The following is a 25,188-nucleotide window of genomic DNA, read 5'->3' as shown; positions in this document are numbered from 1 at the left end:
TTTAACTCTGTTATTGCATTATTTATGTCAGTTACAGAACTATTACCAAATGTTTCTTCATACTATTTTTTCAACTATGCTCTTTGTGTACTACTTCAATTTTACTAATGTAATTGGATATTTAAAACAATCGTAGAAAATTTCAAGGATTGAATAGAACTATATAAGATTATAGAGTAATTTGTACTTTCTTTAAAATAAGTAAATAAGATTATGGCTTTCCGTAAGTAAATATATTAATATATAAATATCTTTATATGTACATATCCTTAATCATATATGTATGATTAACAGTATTCTGTGTACGTGTTGTATAAATAATTAGTTTGCGAATAGCAAACTTTTTACACATAAAATTTGTTCAAATTTGAACAAATGTTCGTACATTTACGCAAATAAAAGCACGCATATTTGCAAGCAGGTTTTTAGAAATGTACATATTGTATAAAAAAACTCCTTGTTTGTACAAGGAGCTTAGATAAAAAGTTGGCTATTTTATTTCAATAATGAAAACAAATACGCCTCCTTTTGGATGGTAGATCACTTTACCATTCTTTCTGATAGATCTGGTAAATACTTTTTTATAAGTTTTACCGTCTTTTTCAAAAATTTCCATTAGTCAGGATTTTTGAAGTTAAACAGAATGACCAAACAGCTCAGGTTGCCCCCTGAGTTGTTTTGTTTACATGCTTAGCGTTTCCGCCTGTGTGATAAATTAAACCGTTTTATCATCTCACATAACCTTCTCTCACAAAGATAGAATAAAAAAAAGGTAGTAAACAACAATATGTTAGTAATTACCTATTAATGTTAGTTTTTTTTGCGTTATTGTTGTGTGATTGAAAATTTTATTGTATGAGTTTTCGATAATCCTTATCTATGACTTTTAAGAAGGTGTTGAGTATGTCTTACTAAGCTATTTTAGTTTATTTTTACCAAAATATAGGTCACTATTGATCCTGTGTTCTTCTAATAACTTAAAGCCAGGTGTTGTTAAGTCTAAAGGAATTTTAAAGCATTTAGTATTCTTATCGTAGATGACTGATCTGTTGTTTTCCTTATGAATGGTGGATAATTCTATCATTTTTAAAGAATCTTCGTCAGCTTGAATTGAATGCTGTTTGAAAATAGCTAAAACAGTTTTTTTATCAATCAGACTATTCATGCGTTCAAGCTTTTTTATTTCATGGTATCTGATATAAAAATACTGTATACTATTCGTTGTATAAGTAGAAAGACATTTAACGTCAACTTCAATGTCTTTACAATTTTTAATAACAAAGTCAGCTCTTTTTACTGTAAAGGAATCTATGATATTATAGTTTATAAAACTTGTTTGATCCTGAGGTATATCTTCTATCATAAAGCTTCTTTTTATAGCTTCTTTTTTGAATATCTCTTGGGCTAAAATACCATTCCGTAGTTTTTCGCTACATAGATTTTTATATTCTTCGGAGTCTCTCAGAAAAAAAGGTTGAGATTTCTTTTTCCCAGATACAATTATAGCATCATTTATATCACCTTTGATATGATAGATTAAATCTTCAATTTTTTCTACATACTGTGAGAATGGTTTATCAGGATCATCTCTGTTTATTAAATAGTAACCCATGATTATTAGTATTTTATTCTTTCACAAAATTTTGAGCAGACTGTACAATAGATATTTTCCCGCCAACAGAACATTGGCAAGTAGAGGTATCTAACAGTTCTTTTTTACCCTCAATTTCAAAATCAGAGGTATTATCCCATTTAACAGGAGAAGGTGTACAGAAAGATCTTAAAACACTGCATATTCCAAAAGATTTAATATTAATATTAGGTTGTTTATCGTCTTCCGTAGCCTGTAGTTTTCCATCAATGCTCATAAATGATTGACTTGTTACAGTGAGAGGAGCTGGTGAAGTTCCTTTATCACATTTTAACTGGGTTGTATCTATAATATGTTGGGGCATATTATCCTTTTTTTGAGGTTTTCTTTTTTGGTATCAGTCCAATAAGCTTTCTTATATAACTATCTAATTTCTTAGATTCATAGAAGTCAAAACAATTGTAAAATATTATATTCTTATCTCCTGTTTCAAAATGTAGATTGTTTTTTATTAAATAATATTGACCCGTTTCATTAATAGTATAATCTATTATTTTGTTTTTCAGTTCATCATTCTCCAAAAAATTTCCATTTATGGAAAATTGAACCCCTGAAGCATCTTTATATGTATTATAAAAATTTGAATCTATTTTTTGATAATTATAACTCAGGCATTTATCAAATGCATATTTTTTCACTTCTGTTAGTTTATCCTGTCCTAAAACTTCAATAGTAGACAGAGTTAAAAACACAAATGCGTATTTAAAATTCTTTATTTTAATTCCCATAACTTTATTTCGTCTGTTTGTATAACAATATTCGTCCTTTTAGAAGAGTCATATCGCTCATATTTCATTTTAAAGTAATAATATTCACTATTAGGATTGTTATGCTGAGGATCTCCAGGATATATTAAATTACTTCCATCCCAAAGTGTAAAATGCCCAGAGGCATTCCCCCAACCAGATACTTTAAACATAATAATCCCTTTCATTTTACGAAGTTTATCCCAATTTTCTTTAGACAAACCCTCTTTTACTTGTCCTAATCCTGCTTTTTTTAATGTCTCGTCAAATTCAGGTTTGCCTAAGTGGTCTTCCAAATATTTACCCAATTCCTTAACTCTGTACCAGTAATTTAACTTATCATCACCTTTATGAACTCCTCCTTTTGCTCCTTTTGCTTTATATTTAGAATTATCGTAAGGTAATTTGAAACCACTGTAGTTTAATCCTTTACTCATTCTAAAAGCACAAGTATTCTCCCAATCAGTTGCTGATTTATTATAATATCCAATCAAGCCATTCCCAATCTCATTATACAATGTAATTACGTCCACGGAGCTATTAGGATAGTTTTTAATCATATCTCTCCAACTTGGTCTTAAAACCTGAACTGGTCTTGTTTGTTGATTTCCACTTGTTGCAACGATACCCCTTCGTTGTTCAAGTAATGTTGGTATAAAATTATTAATTTTCATAATAGTGTATTTATGTGTTTTCTGTTTCTTCCGTCATAAGCTCAAGAGTGTAAGCTTTCAATGGCTCTTTAAAAATTACCATTCCATCTTTATCAACAGTTCCTGATAAAGTTAACTCATTAAGCCCATCCGCTAGTGGTTCACCATCATCTGACTTTATAGTAACATCAATATTTTCTCCCTCCTCATAGTTTCTTGTCTGAACAATGAGATTCATATCAACAAAAAACTTAGAATCATTCATTAAAGAGGTGTTTTCTTCCTCATAAGCCCAATACATTGATGCTATTTGCTTTTCTTTGGTGTAATCAAATTCTCCATTTTGAGGAACTTTATTCATTTGTGGAGCTTTATACTCAATCTTATCTTTAGCAGTCAATAATGAGTTTGCTCCATATACATGCATTCTATCTTTGGCTCCGAATTCTGTTTGTCCATCTGTATACCCAATGAATTTCTCTTTACCATAAAGGTCTAGGTGGGCTTTTGCTGATATTTCAGTATTAGTCCCAGCATTGATAATGGTTTTCTTACCACTATCTTGGCTGATCTCCTGTCTAGCAATAATTTTGATATTCTGTCCAACATTGGTGTCCATATTTTTTCCTGCCTTGGTCTCGATGTTCTCTTCAATATCAAACTTCAGGTTTTTAGATTTTATAGTGATTGTTTCAGGTGCAGTAATGTTGATGTTACTTCCTTCTGTGTCAAATCTAAGCTCATTACCACTTTTATCTGTTAGTAAAATGCTCTCATCTTCTGTGAACACTAATCTATGACCACTTCGAGTCTGTAAAGATTTTACACGGTTGTCCATTCCACCTCCTAGACCTACGCCACCATGAAACATACCCCCCATAGCAAAAGGAAAATCTGGGTTGTGATATTCAAAACCTACCATTACCTGATCTCCGATTTCAGGAACTGCAACAAATCCTCTGTTTTGGCTTATTATATCTGTTCCACCTGCATCAGGGCTCATCATTCTGATAAAATGGGTTGTGTCATTCAGTTGCCAATCAAACTGCACTTGTATTCTTCCTTGATTCAAAGGGTCAACATTGGATATGACAGTTGCAACTTGTGGCTCAGCTTTTGGCATTATAAAATCAGGCTTAGGCATGAAGCCTGTACCTTCAGCTATTGCTTGGAAACTTCCTCTGTAATATCCTCTTGCATCAACCTCATGATTTACTTCAGTCATCATCAATGTAGTGAAGTGTACAGTTTGATTACTATCTGGTTTTCTCATGGCTAAGTCAGCGACACAGCCCGTATATAAGAATGGTACAGTTGTTTTTCCTGAAACAGTAAAAACATCCACTGCCTTACTACCTCTTGCACTTTTCTGAGAATCGTCTATATCAAGAAACATATTAGGATTAACGGGAGCAGGAGTCAGTGAGCGGGTTTTAAATATATTGTTGTTAAGTTCGTATGTTTCCGATGATAGTTCACCAAGATGTTTGATCTTATTATCAACTCCGATCATCTTTGCATGATTACTACTATTGTAGCCAAAATATTCAGGCTTGATATGAATGGCATTTAACTCTATCTGCACATCACTGACATTACTGCCATCAATAAGCTTTATGGATTTTTCATGAGGTGGTAACTTTCCGAAGTGAAGCACTTCACCATCATAATAAAATTGTTCTCCATAAGCTTCTGCAATTCTGGTAAGGTAATTATAATGGGTTTCGCAGTATTGTGAGCTATAATTAATATACCCCTTATTTTGGGTATCTATTCTAAAATCAAAGTCATTAGTTCCCAATGACTCTTTAATTATTCTATCGGCAATAATTGATGTGTTGGCTGGCTGGCTACCTCCAAAACTTTGAGTATGCGGGGCTGAATCCATCAGTATTGTTGGGCTGTTTCCTTTCAGAACAATATTTCCCAGACTCATCTTTTCCTGACTAAATGCCACCTTCATAATAACTCCTACAAATGTCCGTTCTGGACTTTCGTTTTCTGGATCTTTATACCCGAAAGTTACGGTCAATCTTTTCCCAAAAAACTGTTTTGCCTGTTCTAAGTTATGGTTTTGTGCTTTACCTAATGAATCGTGAGCTAAGGTAAGTTCAAAGTAATGATGTGTTTTAGCGCTTTGTTGTAGGCGAAAGTGTTTAAAGTGGCTGAGAGGTTTTCCATCAATCACAATATCGAGCTTTACTACACGGTTAATACCTGCTATATGGTTCTCAGAAATCTTCTCAGAATTTGATGTATTTTTTTTCATGATGATTTGTGTGTTTTCTGATATTAAATCACTAAAGTTAGATAAAAAATAATGCCAAAGGTAGAATTTTGGATAAAATTTTAAAAATTGTAGTAGAACTACGATAGGCTGATAATCAATTAGATTGATAACGCTTTAGATTTTTGCTTTTACTGAAATATTGTTTCACTCTATCAGTAATAATTTTCAATATGTATAGTGAGAAGTATACACCAACTACATATAAAATAGCAATTGAGACCATGAAAACATAGTCCCAATTGTTAGCTTTTTTCAATGGAAAAAAATAATTTCCGCAGAAATAATTATTAGACGTTAGCAGAATCATTTTGCTGTATCAAAAGGGTTTTCTGAGTTTTTCATAAAGACTGAACCCATGCGTTTGTACTTCATAGACTTACCTTTCACGCATACGTCGTAAATCCCATTTCCTTTTTGTTCAGAAATACGTAAGAAAACAATGTCTTTTTCTTCACAATCATTATCAATAGCAATATGCTTTCTAAGATCATTTATAGTTGCATCTACCTTCTTCAAAAAAGATTGAATTTTCTTGTCTGGTGTAGGCTCTTGGTAATTTGCTGGAAGATCACATTTTTTGTCTTTCTGTGTTTCTTGTGCAAAATAAAGTGTTGGCAATGCCAAAGCGAGTGTAAAAATTAGTTGTTTCATGATAATTGATATATTTTATTTAATAAATTCTTCCCTTTGTTTAGAAGCTTCTACATAGCTGTCAAAAACAAGTATGTTCCTTTTTCTGATATTCATTCCTGGAGGAATAGCTCCATCTTTGTAAAGTGTATTCTCAAACTCATCCATTTTTTTGTACTTAGCATCTTCGCTTATGTCTGTCATTTCAATAACATCACTTCCAATACTTTGATAGCGAGACATGTTCTCTTTGGTGAGTACAGAGTCACTATTAGGAGCTATAATAGCCCAGATAATAGCATATTTTGGCTTTATTGGTTCGATTACTGGAATATTCTGAATGTTGTTTGTAGAATCATTATAATCGCTTATAACGTCTTGATAGGAGTTGCCAAAATTAATGGAGTCAGTATTTGTATAGACATCATCCCAAGTATCTCTTTTTTTACAGCAAACTATTGTGCAAAAAATCATTAATAAGTAGACCTTTTTCATAGTACTTATTTTTCAGATACTACTGCTATGATTCCAAGCAGAATGAAGTGACCAATGTAGGATAAAATTCCCCATACAATCATAAATCCGATTGCTCCGAGAAAAGATTCTGGCTTAGTCCAATTCCATGAAAGGACTCCTGAACCGATAATTACGACTGCATAAAGAATAAATGCTAATACAGGTAGGCATCCGCCGTCATTTGTGTTGCTCATATTTTTATAAATTTTATTTGGTTTTGGGCAACAAAAAAAGCAGGTAAACTCCACTGCTCTCGTCAAGAAGGTCGGCTAAAACCTAAGCACAAAAAACAGGGAGCAACCTGCCATATAGCAAGATGCTCACTTGTTTTTGCTTTCTGTGCTTTTCAATAAATTAGCCGTTTACTTGAGCGTTAGCAAAAAAAGTTTTCACTTTTATCGTTGATGTCTTCTAAAATACCACGATGGCATTTTAGATAAATTTTCTATATCAATAATTAAACCGTTTAAATAGTTATACTTTGCAAAAATGAGAAAATTATTTAATAACTAATTGCTACTTTTCATAAATTCATCTCAAAAAATAAATTCAATCATAAAAACTATGAAAACAAGATTGTGGTTATGTACAAGTAAATCCGTTGATTCTGATTTTAATCATTTAGTATCTGATGATATAGATTTAGATATTGGTGATATACTAGATTATAATGATTATTATACTGATTTAGATGAAGATGCTGTAAAAGCATTTGCTTTCTTAAAGCTAAGTTTAGGTAATTATAGAGTAATAAAAATCTGGTATTCAAAAGAAGATAGAAATGAAAAAGTTCGTAACATTTTGCTACAAGCTTTATGAAAAAAAGCATTCAAATTTGAATGCTTTTATTGACTTGAAAATTTACTTTTGATAAAATTTAAAAATGTACTATTTCTGGCATTAGCATCTTCTACAATAGCATCTATATCCCAGATAAACATTCCTACAGGTACAGTTCTTTTGGGCTTTATCGAAATAGCAACATCTTTTTCATTATAATAAAGCTTACCTGTGGAATATAATTCTGTAAAATCACTTGATAGAGCAAGTTCAACTTCGTCATTAAATTCAATAATACCATAATACCATATTCTCTGTACCTTATTATTGTAATATTTCATTAAATTCCTTGCTCTTGTTTCGAGCTGATTTACGGTTTTTAAGTTTTCATATAAATTGACTCCTCTTTTCTTTAATTCTACTATGACAACATCAAAAGGTTTTTCTTCATTAGGATTATTAGAGAAAATAAATGCAAAATCAGGTCTATCAATATCTTTTTCAATATCTTCTCCTTCAACTAAGTGTTCAACTAATTCAGTCATTTCTCTATCACTTAATGTTACCTCATAGGTCATGAATTTATCATCAAGCAACCAAGAGTTATTTTTATAAATATCATTTATGAGGTTAGATTTTTCAAATTTTCCTTCTTTTCCTTTTGTTGCAATTAGTGAATGTAATTCTGCTTCCGAATTTTCAGATGTTGACTCTTTTAGTGTTTTTATAGTAAGTTGGCGAAATAGAATATATTCAGTTAGTGCCCTCGCAGATATTTCCAATGATTTTTCAAACTGTTCATTAGTTAAATGATTAGCATCTAATAATTCCTTTTGGGCTTTAAAGAATTCTTCTTGTGCATTTTTTAAAATATCATTCCTCTTAAGATAGCCAATATGGTCTGTATCAAAATAACCATTAAGATGAGGGTATCTATTAATTAATCCTTCTTTTATCTTAGTATTGTTATTTTTTATTTTTGGAATTTTCTCTTCAATTAGTGATGTGACTTTTTTTCTGAAGATTTTCTGGACTTCTCTTAATTCAGTTTTTGTTAATGTCAAATTTTGTCTTGCTGCATCAACTTTTCCTGTAAAATAATCAGAGATTAACAGGAATATCATTTTATAGCCGGTTGGTATATTTTCATCGGCAATTAATTCCACTTTAAAAGTTCTATTATCCACTGAAATAGCAGAAATTAAGGAAGTATCATTAACATCTACAGGTTCAATAGAGTAATATAAATGTAAGCTATCATAAAGATTTAGTGTACTATCTAATTCAGTGAATAATAAATTAGGAATTTCAGAATTAGATAATGTTTCTTTAAATTCTCTAGTACCAATTTTTGATTTAATATTTACAGTGACTAATTTATTTTGTTGTTTATATTGGAAAAGGCGAGAATAGAACTCTTCAAGTATTTTATTCTTAATCTCTTTAGGTTGTAAGTACTCAGATTTTGCAATTTTCTGGAGAGTATAGGATTTCATTAATAAAGTCGTTCCTGTTGAATCCTTGTCAATACTATTAATCGAGAATTTCTCTTCTTCAAATTGCTGGGAAAATGTGAAAACTCTTTCTTTATTTGGTGTATAGATGCTATTTACTTGAATTTCATCAAAGTAGCAAAGATAGACAAGTCTTCCTAGTCCCTTATGTGAACTTTCTTCAACATCAAAAAGGTTTGAGAATTTTTTGTATCTGAAATCATCAAAGCCTAGTCCATTATCACAAATTTTTATTTCTAAAGTTTCAGGTCTGTTGATTGCTTCTATTGAAATTTCAATTTCAATTTCAGTCGCATCAGCATCTAAGGCATTGCTTATTGCCTCAAAGTAAATCATCTCTAAAGATGAATTTCCAAAAAACATTTTGACTGCTTGACCTAATTTTACTTTCATTGCTTTAACTATTGTGTAAAAATATAAAATTTTTGTATGCTTTAACCATATCTGGAATATATATGTTAATAGAGGAGGTATCTATACAAAAGTACCCCACCATAGGACACGTTTTTGGTAGTACCCCCCACCACTTGAAAACTGGTCAAATGTTTTCGGGGGAGTATAAAAACCTAGACATTTTTTTGAATAATTTTAGACTACAGTCCAAAGTTAGAACATGTTTGAAAAGATTTTCTACGGATTCAAAATATTTTTGCTATTTCATTGAATATCACCCTATTTTTATAACATTTGGCACAGTTTTCGAGCAATAAAAACCAACAAAAAGCCCCGTCAATACTAGGAATATTGAACGGGGAGGTGTAAAAAATTCTAACGCTAATTAAAACTTACTTACAATGGCAAAGTTAACAAATTGTCTTGATACTTTCAGTATCTATGTCGGAACGTACAAAAAGTACAACGAAGGGTCAATCTATGGTGAATGGTTAAATCTTTCGGATTATTCAAATTATGACGAGCTTTTACAGGCTATGCAAGAACTTCACCAAGACGAAGATGACCCCGAATATATGTTTCAGGACTATGAATGTAGTCAGTTCTTTATCAAACAAAAGCTAATCAGCGAATGTCATCTTTCAGCAAGCATTTATGAGATTGCCGAAGAAATCAACAATTCAGATTATGATTTCGAGATTATAGAAGCCTATGCAGAGTGCATGAGTTACTATCATGAGGACGTAGAAGACCTTTTAAATAGTCTTTCAGATTCATATTATGGCGAGTACAGTTCGGACGAAGATTTTGCCCAGACTACTGTAGAAAAGGACGGCTCAATCCCTGAAAATCTGCCCTCTTACATTTACATTGATTGGGAAGCAACCGCCAGACATTTGATGTATGATTATATGAGTTCTAACGGATATTACTTCCGAAACTAATCACAATAACAATCTTTGCACCTTGCTTAAATGCAAGGTGCTTTATAACAATTTATAGCATGAAAGCAAGATATATAAGAGTTTCCACAGGAGCGCAGAACACAGCAAGACAGGAAGAAAAACAGTCGCAGGGTGAAAGAATATTTACTGATATTGTTAGCGGTTCTACTCCCTTTAAGGATAGAGCACAGGGAAAAGAGCTTATAAAGGCAATTGAAGGGAACGAAATAAATTACGTTTCTGTAAGTTCTATTGACAGACTAGGAAGGAATCTTTACGACATTCTTACTACTCTGGAATTTTTCAAAGAAAAGGGTGTTATTCTCAAAGTGGATAATCTCGGAATAGAAAGTTTAATCAAAGGAAAGGAAAATCAGGCATTTAAACTCATAATTTCTGTTATGGCTAACATCGCCGAAATGGAACGAGAAACCATTTTAGAACGTCAACGTGAGGGAATAGCACTTGCAAAGGCTAAAGGTATTTACAAAGGGCGTGAGAAAGGTTCTACGGAGAGCATGGAAGATTTTCTATCTAAGTATAAAGAGGTGATTAAAAGCCTAAAGAAAGGAAATTCAATCCGGGACACTGCAAAAATTTGTAATGTTAGCATTGGAACTGTTCAGAAAGTTAAAAATAATTTGTGAAAATTTATTAGTCATCCGTATAGTTTTTCTTCTCGTCAATGGAAATAATTTCATCCTCTTTCAAATCATCCTCAGTATCGACATATTCATAGGTGATTTTGTCTTCATACTGAGGCTTTATATTTAAAAATAAAGTTCCAGATTTATCAAAATCTCTTGCTAATAATTCCCATTCAACAGGTATAATATACTCTTTACATAATGGTATAATAAATGCCTCAAAGTATCTATTGTCTTTTTGGATTAATGGTTCGTTATCTTTTGGATTATAAGAAATTCTATTACCAGTTACGTGAGTTCTCTTGTGTTTTAAAAATCCTATGTCAATCATTCCCATCGGTCCAGTTCCCAACTGGTCCATAATTTCTTTATGTTCCCCCGTTACTCTAAACGTCAATCTCCAATCTTCAATAACTGCTGAGCCTGTATTTGCCATAATTAGTTCAAAACTACATATTGCTTCGTTAACTTTTCGAGAACTAAAATTATTTTGAAGTATGGGTTGCTGGTAGCCAATCATTGAAAGTTTTCTCACTAACTCAGCATTATTAAATAGTGGTGAAATTCCAGTATCTAATCTCTCTACTTCAGGCTCTTTTAATCTGTATCGTTTTATTTTTCTAATGCATTTTGGTTTGATAACAAATTCATTTTCAAATTCATTCAAATAAACTTCAAAATCAAATTTAGTTTTATGTAGTTTATTTGCAACCCAAAAATTATATGTGTCCAAATTCTCCTCAATTAAATCAGCAATATCTTCCCAACAGAATAAAAGAATTTCAAAATCACCATTTTCTCTACTTTCAATATCTTTTAAACGTATAAATTCTTCAATTTCAACATCCTTATTCATTGTAGTGGCAAAAATAAAAACTTCAAGTTTTGGATTGAATGTTTTTGCTTTTGTTATTTCATTTTCAATTTCTTTTGTTGTTAGTCGAGCATTTGTATAATTGTCTTTCCCTTTACATTGTATTCCCCAATAGGAACTTTCACCTTTCGGTATTCCATACACATCAACTCCTGATTGTGACTGACCACTTCTCCCATTTTTTTTAATTTTCGTAGGTATATTCCAAATTTCACCCCATAATTTTTTGCATAGGGTTTCAAAGTCTTGCCAATTTTCTGGTTTTTGAATGGATTTCTTCATGTGCGGTTTAATATTCAAATATACTAATGTTTTTACTTCAAATATTTAAAACGAAGATTACAATCACTTTAAATATAGCCAAAATGAAGGGTAACCCACTCCAAGAAAATATAATTATCACTATCGACAAATCAGAAATGAGGTAAAACGAGACGTTTTTACTATCGGGGTGTTAGTAGTTACTTTTATTATTCTATATATCTAAAATGGTATTTATCTATTTGAAATTATTTCGGTAATTCGTATCTTTACATTTGATAAAACCATTATAATTGAGGTGTTATTCAAATGAATTAAATAAGGTTTAATTAGATATAATAATTAGCAATATTAATTTTCGGATACAATTTCGGATACAAAATAAAAAAGAGAAAATGTAATTATTTAAAATTCAATAATTTACAAATTCTCTTTAGTTTAAAAAGTGGAGTTGGAGGGATTCGAACCCTCGTCCAAACAAGCAATACATAAGCTTTCTACATGCTTATTCTACCATTGGTTTTCGACTGGAAGCAGAGGATAGACACCCAACTACCAGCTTATCTTCTGAAGTTTTCGAGCTTTAGTCAAAGCTTCTAAAGCCTTATTTCCGCATTCCTATATCCCAGGATCAAACGCCGCAGAACAGAGCATTTGTGGAATATCTTGCTTCCCTACTGAAATCTTCGGGAAAACGCTTGATCTACTATACTTCGATATTAAGCTGCAAGAGCGAACTCTTCGTTGCCAGTTAAAATTTTGTAGCAAGGGATTATAGAGATCGCGCTACGGTTCTCTGCATGCTTACTTACCCATTGGTCTTGCTGTCGAAACCAGTCAACCCCATGAATAAAGTGGACGCAAAGATAATGCTTTTTGTTTACATTTCATTAATATGGATGATTTTAATGAAAATAGTAGGTGGGATAGGCAAGTTGAAAATATCAGAATTGGAATATCTTCAGTGATTGTGGATGAAAATATTATTATACGCTAACTGCTTTTAATAATGGGTTTATTGAAATATTTGACATCGTGTAGTGCTTCTTTATGGTAATATATTTTGTGTTGTAAAAAAAAATGTTTAGTTTTGCAATCCAAAATGAGATGTAAAATATGTTAATAATTCCAGTAAAAGATGGTGAATCCATCGACAGAGCTTTAAAGAAATACAAGAGAAAATTTGATAAAACAGGAACTGTTCGTCAATTAAGATCTAGACAACAGTTTATTAAGCCTTCTGTAACTTTGAGACAAGCTAGACTAAAAGCGGCTTACAAACAAAGAGCACTTAGCAAAGAAGAGCAGGCTTAAGATTTTTTCTTAACCATATATTAATTCACTTCTTAAATTCTTATATTTGAGGAGTGAATTTTTATTTTTATACTTATGATGCTGGAAAAATTTTTAGAATACTTACAATTCGAAAAAAGATATTCTCCTCATACCGTCACAAGCTACAAAAAAGACCTTGAAGACTTTTTCCATTTCTTTCTCCGAACAGAATCTTCAGACAATCTGGCCAAAGCAGACAAGAAAATTATCAGAAATTTTATCGTTGAACTAAGCGAAAATGATATTTCCAAAAGAAGTATCAATAGAAAATTATCTTCCCTCCGTAGTTTTTATCTTTTTCTTTTAAAAATAGGCGAAATTAAAGTTTCTCCCACAGAAGGTATTTCTTCCCTGAAGTTTTACGCTGAAAAACAGATACCTATGTCTAAAGAAGAAATGACAGATCTTAATGACAGAATTTTCGAACATGTACATGATGTGCTGGAAAAATGTATTATGGAGGTGCTTTATCAGACAGGGATGCGTAAAGCCGAACTTTGTGGCCTGATATTTGAGAATGTTGACTTATATGGAAATGAATTAAAAGTAATAGGAAAAGGAAATAAAGAAAGGGTAATTCCTATTTCCCATGAATTGTCTGAACTCCTTAAAAGTTATCTGGAAATAAGAAATCCGCAGACAGAATTTAAATCATATTTTTTCGTCAATAAGAAAGGGAAAAAACTCAACGAAAAATTTGTTTATGTGGTAGTTAATAAGTACCTTAGTCTTGTAACAACGAAAGAAAAAAAAAGTCCTCACATCCTTCGGCATAGCTTTGCTACACACGTTTTGGATAATGGGGCGGAGATCTCCAAAGTGAAAAAAATATTAGGGCATTCCAGTCTTGCCAGTACTCAAGTCTATACGAATGCTAATATTGAACAATTGAAAAAAGTGTTTAATCAGGCTCACCCTCGAGCATCAAAAAAAGAAGAATTATGAAGATTTCAGTTCAATCAATTGGTTTAACACCACACGAACCACTAGAGTCACACATTGACAAAAAAGTAAGCAAATTGGATACCTTTTATGACAAAATTCAGGAGTGCAAGGTATTTTTAAAAGTGGAAAATAACGCTGATAAAGCTAATAAAACGGCTGAGATTATTTTGGCGGTTCCGGGAGACGATATCGTAGTAAAGAAGACATCCGCGAGTTTTGAAGAAAGTTTGGATCTTTGTGTTGATACAGCTAAAAAGCTACTAATCAAGAAAAAAGAAATGGCATAGAAAAAAAAGTTAAAAAAAGTTTCTAAAATATTTGAGAATTCAAAAAATCCGTTCTATATTTGCACTCGCAAAAAAGGAACAGCGATCTTTTGAATTCTTTTTTATATTTGCCTCCATAGCTCAGTTGGCCAGAGCACGTGATTTGTAATCTCGGGGTCGTGGGTTCGAATCCCTCTGGAGGCTCATAAAATATAAACTTTTGGGGAGATTCCAGAGTGGCTAAATGGGACTGACTGTAACTCAGTTGCTTCGGCTTCGTAGGTTCGAATCCTGCTCTCCCCACTTTATATTTTTATAAAAAAACTTGCAAGATTAAATAAGTTTTCTTAGTTTTGCACAGCGTTTACCAATAGTTTTGGAAACAAAATTGCGGAAGTAGCTCAGTTGGTAGAGCGTCAGCCTTCCAAGCTGAATGTCGCGGGTTCGACCCCCGTCTTCCGCTCAAAAAATCACCTTTATAATGTGATTTTTTTTAACACTGAAATCTGTAGAGTAGAGTTTCTCGATCAATTTCAGTCTTTTATTAAAATGCCTCCATAGCTCAGTTGGCCAGAGCACGTGATTTGTAATCTCGGGGTCGTGGGTTCGAATCCCTCTGGAGGCTCATTTTAATATAAAATATCTGGGGAGATTCCAGAGTGGCTAAATGGGACTGACTGTAACTCAGTTGCTTCGGCTTCGTAGGTTCGAATCCTGCTCTCCCCACATTTTATATTATAAAAAAAGTTGCAAAATTAAATAAGTTTTCTTAGGTTTGCACAGCGTTTACCAATAATTTTGGAAACAAAATTGCGGAAGTAGCTCAGTTGGTAGAGCGTCAGCCTTCCAAGCTGAATGTCGCGGGTTCGACCCCCGTCTTCCGCTCAACAAAAATCACGCTACTTAGTGTGATTTTTTTAGTTAATGCCGACTTAGCTCAGCGGTAGAGTGCTTCCTTGGTAAGGAAGAGGTCACGGGTTCAAGTCCCGTAGTTGGCTCTAGGCGGAAAGCCTTTCCCACATTAGGTTTTCCGCTTTTAATTTAAATACTTTGCGAGTTGTCAATTTTAAAAAGTGCTTATAAAAGTGTTTGTAAAATGACAACAAAATTTTCCGAAATCACAGTAACTCCTGCAAATTGGAAGACAGGAACTAGATCCGATTTATTAACTAAAGATTGGATTATTTCTTATTACTTTTATTCAGACCTTGCCCCAAAAGGTAAGCAAATAAGAATAAAAGGTATGAATAGAGCTAAAACTCTGGAAGAAAAGAGAAATTTGACAAAACAGCTGGTAGAAAATGAAAAAAATCTGCTTTTGTCAGGCTACGATCCTATTCTGAAAAAATTCCCGAACTTGGATTATGAGGAGCTGTCTCCTAATACTCCGTTTATAAAAGCATTGGAATTGGCATACGATAAAATTAGTGCATCATCAATTCATTTAAAACAAGTCAAGCAGTGTATAGCCCGATTAAAACCTTTTTTTGAAAGGTTAAAATATGATGAGCTGAAAATATCAGAAGTGAAAATTTGGCATATCAAAAATGCTTTTGAACACGCTAAATTAACACCTTCTGTTTACAATAAATATAGAAGTGTTATGATGAGTTTATTCAAAGAACTCATTCAGTATGGTTGTATTGAGCATAACCCATGTAGAGAAATATCCAAGCAGAAAACAACTGTAACAATTCGGGAAACTCTTTCAGATTCAAAATACCAAATAGTCCACGATTATATAGAAGAGAATTACCCTGATTTCTTTCGATATTTTAAGATATTTTTTCTTTCGGGAGCTAGAACATCAGAATTAATGAGATTGCAGAAAAAAGACGTTAATTTAATTCAACAGGAATATAAAGTCATTATTAGGAAGGGGAGACAATATACAGAAACTATCAAAGTTATTCTTCCTGATGCGATTCCTTATTGGCGGGAAATTTTATCCATGTGCAAATCTGAAAATGATTATCTTTTTTCCAAAGGTTTGGTTCCGGGAAAGGATCCAATACAGCCATATCAAATTACCAAACGTTGGTATAGACTAATAAAGCAGTCGGACAATATAAAAGATGAACATGGAAATATTATAAAGGTTACAGAAGATTTCTATGCTCTGAAGCATTTGTTCTTAGATATATTAGATGGATTTAAATCTGATCCATTAACGCCGGATTATATCCCTATACCGGATATTAATCTTGCAAAGACAGCAGCCAGCCATCGAACAGATGCTATCACCAAAGTTTACACTGTAGGGAAGAAAAAGAGGGAAAATGAGGTTTTAAAACAGGTGAGACTTGGGATTGGTGAACGTTCTTAACTGATTAAAGTAGCTTATAGGCATGTTTACCATATTTCATATCTTTGTTATGATTAACACATAAATAATGGAAAAAATATTGATCCTTGATATTGAAACAACAGGATTTCTTCAAGAGGGAGGTAAAATCGTTGAAGTGGGAATTGTTGAGCTTGATCTTTCAAATGGTAAAAAGAAAATATTATTTGATCAAGTTACTCATGAAAAAGGAATTACGAAACAAGAAGTCAAAAACTCATGGATTGTTAAAAATTCAACCCTTACAATAGAAGATATAAGAAGGTCTAAATCTTTAGATTTACTTAAACCTGAGATTCAATCAATTCTTTATTCTTATCAATATGGTACAACGGCCTACAATAATGTTTTTGACTTTGGATTCATGGAACATAGAGGTTTTATTTTCCCTAAAAAACTGTCTTGTCCAATGAAAATTGCTACAGATGTATGTAAAATTCCGTCAATGTCTGGTTATAAATGGCCAAATGTTCAAGAAGCATATGACTTCTTTTTGGTAAAACCGATTATACAGAGCTGCACCGTGGTGCCGATGATGCATTTCATGAAGCTGATATTGTATATGAATTATATAAAATGGGAAAATTCACAATATGAAGTGGCGGAATAGTTCAGTAAAAGTGCTGAATTGATATTTTATAAATAAATGATAATAAAGAGGCTGTCCGAAAAATTTGGACAGCCTCTTATTAAGGGTGAAGTAACAGTGAAAAATTTCTGCATCAATTGATACAGGAATTTAAGATGTTAAATTAAGGCTTTATGATTAAGCTATCTTTAACATCAAAATCCTCCAAATATAATTTATAGCTATGTTCATTAAATTCTAAATATTGTTTAATAACACTGACGTAAGGATCCTGATTTAGTAAATCCCTCATTTTGGGAATATACTGTTTATATAAATTTCTATGCCCGAAATTGGTCTTTTTATTCACCAGAATATCATATGAAATTTCTTTTTTCTCGTTACATTTTAAATCAACAGCAGTAAATTCATATTTTGAATCATTCTTATGAAAATAACTGAAATAACTTTTTTTTAGAATCATAGCAGATTTTGAAGCAGGGCGATTTTTGATATTACAATAAATTACCCTTTCAACATTTTCTAATATATTTTTTGTGTCTTCTTCATCTGTCTTATAATATAAAACAAAAGCGAGCTCATTAGGAATTAAAATGGTTAAATCTTCATTTGTTTTATTTGTAAATATTAAATTATATTCTTTCTTATTTAAATTGTATTTATATTCCAATGTAACGGTATCCTTTCTTACCTCTTCTTTTTTTGAACAAGAGAATAAAAAAATTAATGAGAATATCAATATGTATTTTTTCATTTGGTTTTATTAAAAAAGTTATTCATAATTTTAAGCATCAAGTCTTTTTGAAATATATGTCCTGGAGATGCAGGCCTTAAGCCGTCCAAATTAATTGGAGGTAATTTATTAATTGGGAGATTTTGCCATCCTTTATATTTCAAAAACTTATCTTCCCATACAGAGATTATCCCATGGTGGTTCGTCAATTCATCTGGATATGCTTTAATTCCCCACGTCTGAAGCACCATATCAAATGAGCTTATACCTTTTGAAAAAAAAGTCCCATGCAATAGCTCATGTCCTGTAGTTTTTACTAACTGCTGGTAAGATCTTGACACATTGGGAGCAAAGACGTATCGCATATATTTATTTTTATAAAATGGGGTCGTAGTTGCTAGAACTTCTTGTTTATCGCCATTTCTCAGAACTGTTCCATCAAAGGTATATCCGTTATCTTTCAGATATTGAGGGAGATCATTTGCATCATGTAATGCGAGGACACTCGCATTAGTAGGTAATGCTCCTTTATATTCTTTATTTATAACTTTTAAAACCTGATCCGAACTATGCTCAACAGGAGTACCATAAATTCTTTCAGATTCAGTATCTAATATGTCTACTGTTTGACCTTGATAATCATTAGGTGTTGAAAAGAATTTAGCTCCATAATAAGATATTCCTGCAATAGCACCACCTATTACCGCCCCTTTTATTATTCCTTCAAGGAAATTCTGTCCGCTAAGCAAAGCCGTAACACCTCCTGTTCCTGCTCCTACAAAAGCACTGCTTCCTACAGATCCCCAGAAACCACTGGCACTGAATACCTGTCCCAGCCCCCCGGAGACGCCTCCTGTGACTGCACCCATTAGAAGGGCATTGGCAAAACCATTCCATGACCAGCTATTCATGACCAGTGCCTGTATCGCATACATCCCTGCACTGATCAGTGTTCCTACTGCTACTCCCCAAATTACTGGTGCTAAATAAGTTAAAAAGAATCCGGCAACCCAAAACTCTCCACTTGGATCATTAAACATCAGAGGATTATTCAATACATACCCATACTTGTTATAGTTTTGGGTATTGTAAGGATCCTGAATATTTTCATCTGCATTTAAGAATCTTCTCAATAAAGGATCATACAGCCTTCCGTTCATATGGATGATTCCTACCTCTGCAAAATGCTCATGGCTGGTATAGCCTCTTTCCAATAACAACGAAGTATTGTCAATTATATTTTTATCTGTAATAATTGCTCCGCTTCCAATTTGTAGATGAGTGAAATTTCCCCATGCATCAAAGTGTCTCTGCTCAAGTTTATTTCCGGCTTCATCACTGATGGCTAAAATACTTCCGATATAATCTTTATGCAAAAATTTATAAGAACCACTACTCTCTGTAAAGTTTTTTAAATATACAATATTTGATTCATATGGTGTTCCACCAATATAGAGAATATGCTTTTCCTTTCCGGTAGTATTATCTTTCACGACTTCAAAGCTTCCATCCTCACTATAAAATTTAGTGAATTTACCTTCTGTATCATTGCTGAAATTTCCACCATACGTGACCCTCTGCCTCATTGAAGTTAATCCATACTGGAAGGCAACATCTCCTTTCGTTCCATCAATGAATACAGGATCATTGTTCTCATTATAGGTAATGCTTTGGATCAGATCATTATTATAATTCTGTTCTCCAGCCGCATTTAATGTCATTCCTGTAGCCTGATAAATCTTAGCAGAATTTTCAAACTTAATTGTTCCTACCTGATCGTTTTGTGTAATTCTTCCTTTAATGTCATAAACATTTCTGTTAGATTGAGGTTTAACTCCCGTAACAGGATTGGTCCAGTTTACCAAACGGTTATTATCATCATAATCAAAAGATTCATTAATGTTAAAATCCCCTCCGGTAGTTCTACTCTTGAGTTCATTTTTGATCGCATCAAATGAATAAGATAATTGCAGGATACCTGGTTTTACCTGTGAAGAATGATTCACATTTGTCAAGAAACCATTCGTACCATAGGTATTGTTAATATCTGCTGCTCCAAGCTTTGATTTCAGCACTTGTCCTTTAGCATTGGTTTCTTTTAGTTCCCAAAGGGCTTTGCCTGTAACTTTATCCTTTACTTGATACAACTCACCATTCCATGCGCTGTAGAGATTCTCAATCTGAATTTTAGTAAGGACACCGGAAGAATAGAGTTGCTTTTCATAAGAGGTTACCCTTCCTTTATCGTCATAAGTAATTCCTTTCTGGATAAAATATTTTCCATTACTGCTTTCAGATGAAGATAACAGCCTTCCCTGAGGGTCATACGAAACATTTGAGCTATAGGCTTTTCCTTTAGATGTTCCCGATTTGGAAATAATCCTTCCTTTATTATCGTATGAATACGAAATCAGTTTATTGGTTGCCTGTCCTCCGTCTATTGTTGAAATCTCCTTCTGCGAGATGAGCTGACCTAAGTTATTATAGGTAAATTCTTTTGTTCCTTTTGGACTGATTGTTTTTTTCGGCTGTCCAAGTCCATCGTATTCATATTTGTAAATGCCATTGGAAGGATCGTTAAATTCTGATTTTCTACCCCAGGAGTCGTACTTAGTGGTCACAATATTTTCAGCATATTGTGCCTTTATTTGTTCTCCTGCCGCATTGTAAGTAAACTGGATTGTTCCACCTTTATCCGTGGAAGAACTTACATTGCCTAAGACATCAGTAGTTTTTGACGTTGTTCTCCCATATCCATTTAGTTCTTTTACAGTAGATGTTAAACCTGAAACAGAGGTCTCCATTTGCTTACCACTAAATGAAGTGGCTGTTATTTTAGCAGGAAAAACCGTGTCGTCATAAGCAATGGTATTAAATTGACTTGGACTCTGCCCGTCAAAGTAAGGCTCAGACTCTTTGATCTTTCTGCCCAGTACATCATACCCGGTCTCCTGAGAGACAAATTGCCCCTGTCCAAATGCCTTCGTAGAGATTTTATATTCCTGTCCCAGCTTATTGGTATATTTTTTTGAAATATCTCCATCCGGATTATACTGTGTAACAGTGATATTAGCATTATCATCTCTATTATATTGATAGGTTGTTGTGCCTCCAAGATTGGTTTTAGAGGTCAATAATTTTCCCCAGGCATCATAGGTATTAACAAGCGTATTTCCTAAAGCATCAGTTTGTTTTTTTACCTGTCCCCAATCGTTATACTCAATACCTGTTTCTAATCCTAAATTATCTGTTTTCTTTACAACAAATCTTCCTTTAGGATCATACAGGGTTCCATTTGTTTGGGTTTGGGAGTCAACACTATTGCTGATTGTCTTCTCGGTAATATTTCCAAAACCATCATAATTGTATGTTTCAAGCAAATACCCTGTATTGTCCCGATTCCATGTTTTTAAGGTTTTTAATAGATTATTTTCATAGGTATATTCTTCTTTGGAAGATTTCGTATCACCGTAGGCAGAAATTTGCTCGGTCTTAGACCGTGGACGTCCCACAAAATAATCAGAACCTGCCGCTGCTATATTATGAGTATATTCAAAATCGGAAGTGGTTACGGCATAACCATTATTTACATTGGTAATAGTTTGTTTCGGAAGGTAATAATCTCCGTAAACAATAGAGCTGTTTGTTATCGTTCCACTAAGAAAGTCCTTTGTTTTAGTGCTTTTTGGAACAGTCGCTGTAACGATCCTTGGCTTATCTGTATCAGAAACAGGAGTACTTACTATCTGTCCGTTTAACAATTTATAAGACTCATATACAGTGGATTTGAAACTCAATAATTGAGAATTGTTCTCGGAAATATCTGTTGGAAAAATATTATTTTCATTGCTTGTCCTGATGCTCCATTCTTTTACCGGGGCACCATCAAAAAGAGGATCCATCTCTGCTCCAGACCAGATTTTGGTATTTTCAAAACCGTCAGCATACCATGACGATCGGGCAGACTGATGATATCCCATCATGCCTTTGCCTTGTAAATGTCCTGTCATTCCTCTGTATCGGAAATCCTGCTTTCTGCCTTCTTGTCTAAGCTGAGAAACTGCATAGGACTGGTCTGCCCTACTTAATGAAAAATATGGGTAATATTCTTTTTTACTTTTTGGTAGAAATTAGGAAGTGTCGGATTATTCGGAATCACTTCCATATAGTCTGCTGATGTAACGATACCTCCTTGCGTAATTGATTGTACTTGTGCTAGTTTTCCAACAGGAGAAGGAGATTTAAGCTTATGCATTCTCTCTTTCCAGAATAATAGTACATCATAATAGTTGTTGTTGACCTTTACCTGTGAGGTGACGGGAGAGAATAAAGCAAATTCACTGGAACTGGTTACGTAATTATACCCTCCATAATTATAACTGATATAAAAATCAGGACTTCCATTTGCTATAGCTCCATTAGCCGTATAAGCATCAATAGTATAGCCATAATATCTTTTAAGTATTAATCCGCTCGAATTTACTACACCCGCTTTATTAAAAGAGTTGATGTGTACAATATCTGATTTTCCATCCCTATTAATATCTGAGGTAGTGTAAAAATTCCTGTAAATATTAAAAGTAGGATAATTACTATTTTGAAAGTCATCTGGCTTTCTGTATTTCAAAAAATCTGTTTTTAAGATATTGGAAAATCCTTTTCCCGTCCCCATATAAAACCTCCAGTTATCTTTATCCTTGTTATCTGTTGTTGGGATCGTAAAGTCAAGGTTTCCATCACCGTTAAAGTCTCCAAACAACACAGGGTATTCCGATGCCTTTGTCTCGACTAAAGTACCTGTGAATTTTATCTTTTTAAGATATTGATTGGGAGCTGTTTTTATGAACTCAAATACAGTATAAGCGGTATTGGAGATATCAATAATATCTACTTTCCTGTCCCCATTTATATCGAGATATTTCTGATTTGTGTAAAAACTTTCAGATTGGCCTCTTTCCAGGGAATAATTAGAAACAGTATTGTTTGAGTTTTTCAAGTCTATGATAAATTTATCAGTAAACCCATTGGCCGCGCCAGAGCTTGTTAAATTAAGGAAAACATCAGACACCCCATCTCCGTCAATATCACCTTCATTCAAGGTGGCATCACATACTGTACATACTGTTGGAGATATTACTTTTTCAAATACTTTAACAAAAATATTGCTTCTGAATATATAACCTTCTACTTTGCCGCCTTCATATTGAACAATCCCATTTCCGTTATAAACTTGCCCTTCTTCGTCGAGCAATGTAGTAACGACTTTTGCTTCTGTATTAAAAGTTTTACCTGTAGAAACATCAGTAAAGGTATTATTAAGTCCTCCAAGTTTTACTACACCATTATTCAGGGAGAAATCCAAATATCCATCACCATTAAAGTCACCTGTCAGCTTTACGTTTTCAAAGCTATCTACATTATTATCTGAAAACTCTAAAACAGGCTGGGTAGGAGCTGGATAAGTAAAAGCGACCGGATTAGCAGCTTTGTTATCTGCATTGTACTCCGTTATCTTATCAACTGATTGATAATTTGTTCCATTTTTAATGTAATCAATTCCATATTTTTTAAATTGACTGCCATTGTAACTTACCTTAATTTCGGACAAAAGTTTATTTTGAGTATATTTTAATCCCTGTACATATGACTGTTCGATCAAGTCCCTGTCTATATAAGTAAATTCAATGCTGTTATAATGAGGTTTGTTTAATGTTTCATTTCCTCCCCATGTTATAGTGGATATTCTGGACACGCCACCATTAATACCCGCGGAACCAAGTGGTGTATATTCATAGTTGTATGTGATAAAGTTCCCTTGAGGATCTTTCCATTTTGTGATGTTATACTCCAATGCAGGGGTTGTATCTCCCATAAATCCTGTTGAAAATGTTTTCTCATATTTAGCTTGAGAACCATTTTCAAAAGTTACTTCCCAATAGTTAGGTCCTGAAATATTTAAACTATTTCCGACAGATTTTATTTTGATATTAGAATATTTCTCTGTCACATATTCTGCACCATCTTTACCATATTCTCCAGATTTTAAAATCAATCGCTGACCATTAAAACTATAATAATCAGAATAATCCATTTGTACTGCTTTAGCTTCTGCGTCTTTATCAATTGTTTTTCCGGCTCTTGAAATAGAGGTAATTCCTGAAATATTCCATCCATAACCAGCTATTCCATTAGAAGCCCCACTGGTATACAATAGATTGATCTGTGGTGCTACACTTTTTACTCCTGGAGGCAGGGCAATAGGTAATGTGAATTGCAATTGCCCGGCTCCATTAACTTCAATATTTCCTTTAGTGTCATGAAAACTCTTTCCAACAGGTGCAGTTGTCCCTGATGGATTAGTTGTGCCTGCATTAGAATCAATTGGTCCACCTCCCGGATTCTCAGTAGCTGGACCGATCTTAGCAACAAAGGGATTCGATGAGCTGGAAGAAGCATAGAATCCCTCAGCTAACACCACTGATTGTGGATCCTGAACCGTTCTTGAGACACCTTCTGTCTGATACAGTATGGTCTGCGAAAATCCCATTACCGAAAATAAAGACAGTATGAATGATGAAAATAGTTGTATTTTCTTATCGTAACGTTTCATGATTGTTATCGTTTGGTGATATTTTTACTAAAAATTCTTCCATCTTTTAGGGTAAATTGTACAATATATACTCCCCAGTCATATCCTGTCATGTTAATTTTGACTTGCTTGTTAAGATCAGGTGTATTCTGCTCGTGGAATTTCCAGTGAACAGTGCTATGCTGATAGAGTGAAACAGATTCTATGAGTCCATCTACTTCCTCTGTCCAGTCAATCGTAAGATAGTCATTTACCGGAACTGGATATAATCTTATCTGTTTCCAAAATGAAGTTTCATCTATAATTTGGGTGGAGGAAACTGTTTTAGCTACGGTTTGTACAGGCTCCTGTGCTGTTTTCCCAGCGATATTAGTTCCCCTGTACCGTTGGTTTCCTGCTTCATCATATTTGAAATAGACTTCGGTTTGGGAAAATCCAAAGAAGCCTATCATCAGGGATGAAAGTGATAGTAATTTTCTTTTCATTTG

23 protein-coding genes, 7 tRNA genes and 1 other RNA gene are annotated in these 25,188 nt (G+C 33.3%); 15 read left to right on the top strand and 16 right to left on the bottom strand.

Features of this window, described 5'->3' with window-relative positions; translation table 11 throughout:
* Nucleotides 1–490: 490 nt before the first annotated feature.
* From CLU97_RS24245 to CLU97_RS18575, 9 genes are all read right to left on the bottom strand, one after another.
* Entirely contained in the window at nt 491–616 is a 126-nt protein-coding gene (locus CLU97_RS24245; RefSeq protein ID WP_262690507.1) for a hypothetical protein, read from the bottom strand.
* 300 nt (nt 617–916) lie between these two features.
* On the bottom strand, nt 917–1,612 hold the full coding sequence (locus CLU97_RS18610) for a hypothetical protein (protein WP_121489254.1): 696 nt from the start codon (nt 1,610–1,612) through the stop codon (nt 917–919).
* Nucleotides 1,613–1,625: 13 nt separating this feature from the next.
* The gene (locus CLU97_RS18605) at nt 1,626–1,955 is read right to left on the bottom strand and encodes a DUF4280 domain-containing protein (RefSeq protein WP_121489253.1); all 330 of its coding nucleotides are present in this window, start codon (nt 1,953–1,955) and stop codon (nt 1,626–1,628) included.
* A gap of 1 nt (nt 1,956) precedes the next feature.
* Nucleotides 1,957–2,379: a hypothetical protein gene (locus CLU97_RS18600; protein ID WP_121489252.1), complete on the bottom strand. Its 423-nt coding sequence runs from the start codon at nt 2,377–2,379 to the stop codon at nt 1,957–1,959.
* Complete coding sequence (locus CLU97_RS18595) at nt 2,364–3,071, bottom strand: type VI secretion system amidase effector protein Tae4 (protein WP_115973718.1); 708 nt, start codon at nt 3,069–3,071, stop codon at nt 2,364–2,366. Before CLU97_RS18595 ends, CLU97_RS18600 begins: the two co-directional genes overlap by 16 nt.
* Nucleotides 3,072–3,081: 10 nt before the next feature.
* A complete protein-coding gene (locus tag CLU97_RS18590; protein WP_121489251.1) occupies nt 3,082–5,319 on the bottom strand; it encodes a type VI secretion system Vgr family protein in 2,238 nt (745 codons plus the stop codon).
* Nucleotides 5,320–5,643: 324 nt separating this feature from the next.
* Nucleotides 5,644–5,991: a hypothetical protein gene (locus CLU97_RS18585; RefSeq protein WP_121489250.1), complete on the bottom strand. Its 348-nt coding sequence runs from the start codon at nt 5,989–5,991 to the stop codon at nt 5,644–5,646.
* Between the two features lie 15 nt (nt 5,992–6,006).
* Complete coding sequence (locus CLU97_RS18580) at nt 6,007–6,465, bottom strand: hypothetical protein (protein ID WP_147436521.1); 459 nt, start codon at nt 6,463–6,465, stop codon at nt 6,007–6,009.
* A 5-nt stretch (nt 6,466–6,470) separates the two neighbouring features.
* Nucleotides 6,471–6,680 (bottom strand): hypothetical protein, encoded by a 210-nt coding sequence (locus tag CLU97_RS18575; protein WP_121489248.1) that lies wholly within the window; start codon nt 6,678–6,680, stop codon nt 6,471–6,473.
* 370 nt (nt 6,681–7,050) lie between these two features.
* Between CLU97_RS18575 and CLU97_RS18570 the strand changes: the two genes are divergently transcribed.
* A complete protein-coding gene (locus CLU97_RS18570; protein WP_147436520.1) occupies nt 7,051–7,305 on the top strand; it encodes a hypothetical protein in 255 nt (84 codons plus the stop codon).
* Between the two features lie 26 nt (nt 7,306–7,331).
* Here the strand turns inward: CLU97_RS18570 and CLU97_RS18565 are convergent, their stop codons facing one another.
* Nucleotides 7,332–9,173: an ATP-binding protein gene (locus tag CLU97_RS18565; RefSeq protein WP_121489246.1), complete on the bottom strand. Its 1,842-nt coding sequence runs from the start codon at nt 9,171–9,173 to the stop codon at nt 7,332–7,334.
* A gap of 401 nt (nt 9,174–9,574) precedes the next feature.
* Here CLU97_RS18565 and CLU97_RS18555 point away from each other — a divergent pair, with 401 nt between their 5' ends.
* Together CLU97_RS18555 and CLU97_RS18550 are read left to right on the top strand one after the other, a co-directional pair.
* Nucleotides 9,575–10,117, top strand: a complete 543-nt coding sequence (locus CLU97_RS18555) for an antirestriction protein ArdA (protein ID WP_121489244.1) — start codon at nt 9,575–9,577, stop codon at nt 10,115–10,117.
* 59 nt (nt 10,118–10,176) lie between these two features.
* Entirely contained in the window at nt 10,177–10,764 is a 588-nt protein-coding gene (locus CLU97_RS18550; protein ID WP_121489243.1) for a recombinase family protein, read from the top strand.
* 7 nt (nt 10,765–10,771) lie between these two features.
* On the opposite strand, the gene CLU97_RS18545 is transcribed toward CLU97_RS18550, so the two are convergent.
* Together CLU97_RS18545 and ssrA are read right to left on the bottom strand one after the other, a co-directional pair.
* Nucleotides 10,772–11,920 carry a hypothetical protein gene (locus CLU97_RS18545; RefSeq protein ID WP_121489242.1) on the bottom strand — a complete coding sequence of 383 codons (1,149 nt, stop codon included), beginning with the start codon at nt 11,918–11,920 and terminating at the stop codon, nt 10,772–10,774.
* 422 nt (nt 11,921–12,342) lie between these two features.
* Nucleotides 12,343–12,744: a transfer-messenger RNA gene (gene ssrA, locus CLU97_RS18540) on the bottom strand.
* A 271-nt stretch (nt 12,745–13,015) separates the two neighbouring features.
* Between ssrA and rpsU the strand changes: the two genes are divergently transcribed.
* The 12 genes from rpsU to CLU97_RS18480 all read left to right on the top strand — a co-directional run bounded on the left by rpsU (nt 13,016) and on the right by CLU97_RS18480 (nt 17,399).
* A complete protein-coding gene (rpsU, locus tag CLU97_RS18535) occupies nt 13,016–13,213 on the top strand; it encodes a 30S ribosomal protein S21 (protein ID WP_034693154.1) in 198 nt (65 codons plus the stop codon).
* 78 nt (nt 13,214–13,291) lie between these two features.
* Nucleotides 13,292–14,179 carry a tyrosine-type recombinase/integrase gene (locus CLU97_RS18530; protein ID WP_121489791.1) on the top strand — a complete coding sequence of 296 codons (888 nt, stop codon included), beginning with the start codon at nt 13,292–13,294 and terminating at the stop codon, nt 14,177–14,179.
* Complete coding sequence (locus CLU97_RS18525; RefSeq protein ID WP_034693158.1) at nt 14,176–14,466, top strand: HPF/RaiA family ribosome-associated protein; 291 nt, start codon at nt 14,176–14,178, stop codon at nt 14,464–14,466. The genes CLU97_RS18530 and CLU97_RS18525 overlap by 4 nt, the downstream gene beginning before the upstream one ends.
* A gap of 109 nt (nt 14,467–14,575) precedes the next feature.
* Nucleotides 14,576–14,649: transfer RNA gene (locus tag CLU97_RS18520), tRNA-Thr, on the top strand.
* A gap of 18 nt (nt 14,650–14,667) precedes the next feature.
* Nucleotides 14,668–14,748, top strand: a tRNA-Tyr gene (locus CLU97_RS18515).
* Between the two features lie 87 nt (nt 14,749–14,835).
* Nucleotides 14,836–14,908, top strand: a tRNA-Gly gene (locus CLU97_RS18510).
* A gap of 88 nt (nt 14,909–14,996) precedes the next feature.
* Nucleotides 14,997–15,070: transfer RNA gene (locus CLU97_RS18505), tRNA-Thr, on the top strand.
* A gap of 20 nt (nt 15,071–15,090) precedes the next feature.
* Nucleotides 15,091–15,171: transfer RNA gene (locus CLU97_RS18500), tRNA-Tyr, on the top strand.
* 86 nt (nt 15,172–15,257) lie between these two features.
* A tRNA-Gly gene (locus tag CLU97_RS18495) sits at nt 15,258–15,330 on the top strand.
* Between the two features lie 41 nt (nt 15,331–15,371).
* A tRNA-Thr gene (locus CLU97_RS18490) sits at nt 15,372–15,443 on the top strand.
* 98 nt (nt 15,444–15,541) lie between these two features.
* Nucleotides 15,542–16,771 (top strand): tyrosine-type recombinase/integrase, encoded by a 1,230-nt coding sequence (locus CLU97_RS18485; protein WP_121489241.1) that lies wholly within the window; start codon nt 15,542–15,544, stop codon nt 16,769–16,771.
* 67 nt (nt 16,772–16,838) lie between these two features.
* Nucleotides 16,839–17,399 carry a hypothetical protein gene (locus tag CLU97_RS18480; RefSeq protein WP_121489240.1) on the top strand — a complete coding sequence of 187 codons (561 nt, stop codon included), beginning with the start codon at nt 16,839–16,841 and terminating at the stop codon, nt 17,397–17,399.
* Between the two features lie 142 nt (nt 17,400–17,541).
* On the opposite strand, the gene CLU97_RS18475 is transcribed toward CLU97_RS18480, so the two are convergent.
* The 4 genes from CLU97_RS18475 to CLU97_RS18460 form a co-directional block, all read right to left on the bottom strand.
* Nucleotides 17,542–18,132, bottom strand: a complete 591-nt coding sequence (locus tag CLU97_RS18475) for a hypothetical protein (RefSeq protein WP_121489239.1) — start codon at nt 18,130–18,132, stop codon at nt 17,542–17,544.
* A complete protein-coding gene (locus CLU97_RS18470) occupies nt 18,129–22,121 on the bottom strand; it encodes an RHS repeat-associated core domain-containing protein (RefSeq protein ID WP_228437799.1) in 3,993 nt (1,330 codons plus the stop codon). Before CLU97_RS18470 ends, CLU97_RS18475 begins: the two co-directional genes overlap by 4 nt.
* Before the next feature lie 74 nt (nt 22,122–22,195).
* A complete protein-coding gene (locus CLU97_RS24100; RefSeq protein ID WP_228437797.1) occupies nt 22,196–24,721 on the bottom strand; it encodes an FG-GAP repeat domain-containing protein in 2,526 nt (841 codons plus the stop codon).
* 5 nt (nt 24,722–24,726) lie between these two features.
* Nucleotides 24,727–25,185, bottom strand: coding sequence for a hypothetical protein (locus tag CLU97_RS18460; protein ID WP_121489238.1), 459 nt, complete (start codon nt 25,183–25,185; stop codon nt 24,727–24,729).
* Nucleotides 25,186–25,188 lie beyond the last annotated feature (3 nt).

The organism is Chryseobacterium sp. 7 (genome assembly GCF_003663845.1).
Lineage (GTDB): Bacteria > Bacteroidota > Bacteroidia > Flavobacteriales > Weeksellaceae > Chryseobacterium.
The sequence above is the reverse complement of the archived record's forward strand: the minus strand, read 5'-3'. Positions and strand labels throughout refer to the sequence as shown.

Coding starts and splice junctions, on each gene's coding strand:
- CLU97_RS24245 (WP_262690507.1), bottom strand. CDS start 616: ATGGAAATTTTTGAAAAAGACGGTAAAACTTATAAAAAAGTATTTACC.
- CLU97_RS18610 (WP_121489254.1), bottom strand. CDS start 1,612: ATGGGTTACTATTTAATAAACAGAGATGATCCTGATAAACCATTCTCA.
- CLU97_RS18605 (WP_121489253.1), bottom strand. CDS start 1,955: ATGCCCCAACATATTATAGATACAACCCAGTTAAAATGTGATAAAGGA.
- CLU97_RS18600 (WP_121489252.1), bottom strand. CDS start 2,379: ATGGGAATTAAAATAAAGAATTTTAAATACGCATTTGTGTTTTTAACT.
- CLU97_RS18595 (WP_115973718.1), bottom strand. CDS start 3,071: ATGAAAATTAATAATTTTATACCAACATTACTTGAACAACGAAGGGGT.
- CLU97_RS18590 (WP_121489251.1), bottom strand. CDS start 5,319: ATGAAAAAAAATACATCAAATTCTGAGAAGATTTCTGAGAACCATATA.
- CLU97_RS18585 (WP_121489250.1), bottom strand. CDS start 5,991: ATGAAACAACTAATTTTTACACTCGCTTTGGCATTGCCAACACTTTAT.
- CLU97_RS18580 (WP_147436521.1), bottom strand. CDS start 6,465: ATGAAAAAGGTCTACTTATTAATGATTTTTTGCACAATAGTTTGCTGT.
- CLU97_RS18575 (WP_121489248.1), bottom strand. CDS start 6,680: ATGAGCAACACAAATGACGGCGGATGCCTACCTGTATTAGCATTTATT.
- CLU97_RS18570 (WP_147436520.1), top strand. CDS start 7,051: ATGAAAACAAGATTGTGGTTATGTACAAGTAAATCCGTTGATTCTGAT.
- CLU97_RS18565 (WP_121489246.1), bottom strand. CDS start 9,173: ATGAAAGTAAAATTAGGTCAAGCAGTCAAAATGTTTTTTGGAAATTCA.
- CLU97_RS18555 (WP_121489244.1), top strand. CDS start 9,575: ATGGCAAAGTTAACAAATTGTCTTGATACTTTCAGTATCTATGTCGGA.
- CLU97_RS18550 (WP_121489243.1), top strand. CDS start 10,177: ATGAAAGCAAGATATATAAGAGTTTCCACAGGAGCGCAGAACACAGCA.
- CLU97_RS18545 (WP_121489242.1), bottom strand. CDS start 11,920: ATGAAGAAATCCATTCAAAAACCAGAAAATTGGCAAGACTTTGAAACC.
- rpsU (WP_034693154.1), top strand. CDS start 13,016: ATGTTAATAATTCCAGTAAAAGATGGTGAATCCATCGACAGAGCTTTA.
- CLU97_RS18530 (WP_121489791.1), top strand. CDS start 13,292: ATGCTGGAAAAATTTTTAGAATACTTACAATTCGAAAAAAGATATTCT.
- CLU97_RS18525 (WP_034693158.1), top strand. CDS start 14,176: ATGAAGATTTCAGTTCAATCAATTGGTTTAACACCACACGAACCACTA.
- CLU97_RS18485 (WP_121489241.1), top strand. CDS start 15,542: ATGACAACAAAATTTTCCGAAATCACAGTAACTCCTGCAAATTGGAAG.
- CLU97_RS18480 (WP_121489240.1), top strand. CDS start 16,839: ATGGAAAAAATATTGATCCTTGATATTGAAACAACAGGATTTCTTCAA.
- CLU97_RS18475 (WP_121489239.1), bottom strand. CDS start 18,132: ATGAAAAAATACATATTGATATTCTCATTAATTTTTTTATTCTCTTGT.
- CLU97_RS18470 (WP_228437799.1), bottom strand. CDS start 22,121: ATGACAGGACATTTACAAGGCAAAGGCATGATGGGATATCATCAGTCT.
- CLU97_RS24100 (WP_228437797.1), bottom strand. CDS start 24,721: ATGAAACGTTACGATAAGAAAATACAACTATTTTCATCATTCATACTG.
- CLU97_RS18460 (WP_121489238.1), bottom strand. CDS start 25,185: ATGAAAAGAAAATTACTATCACTTTCATCCCTGATGATAGGCTTCTTT.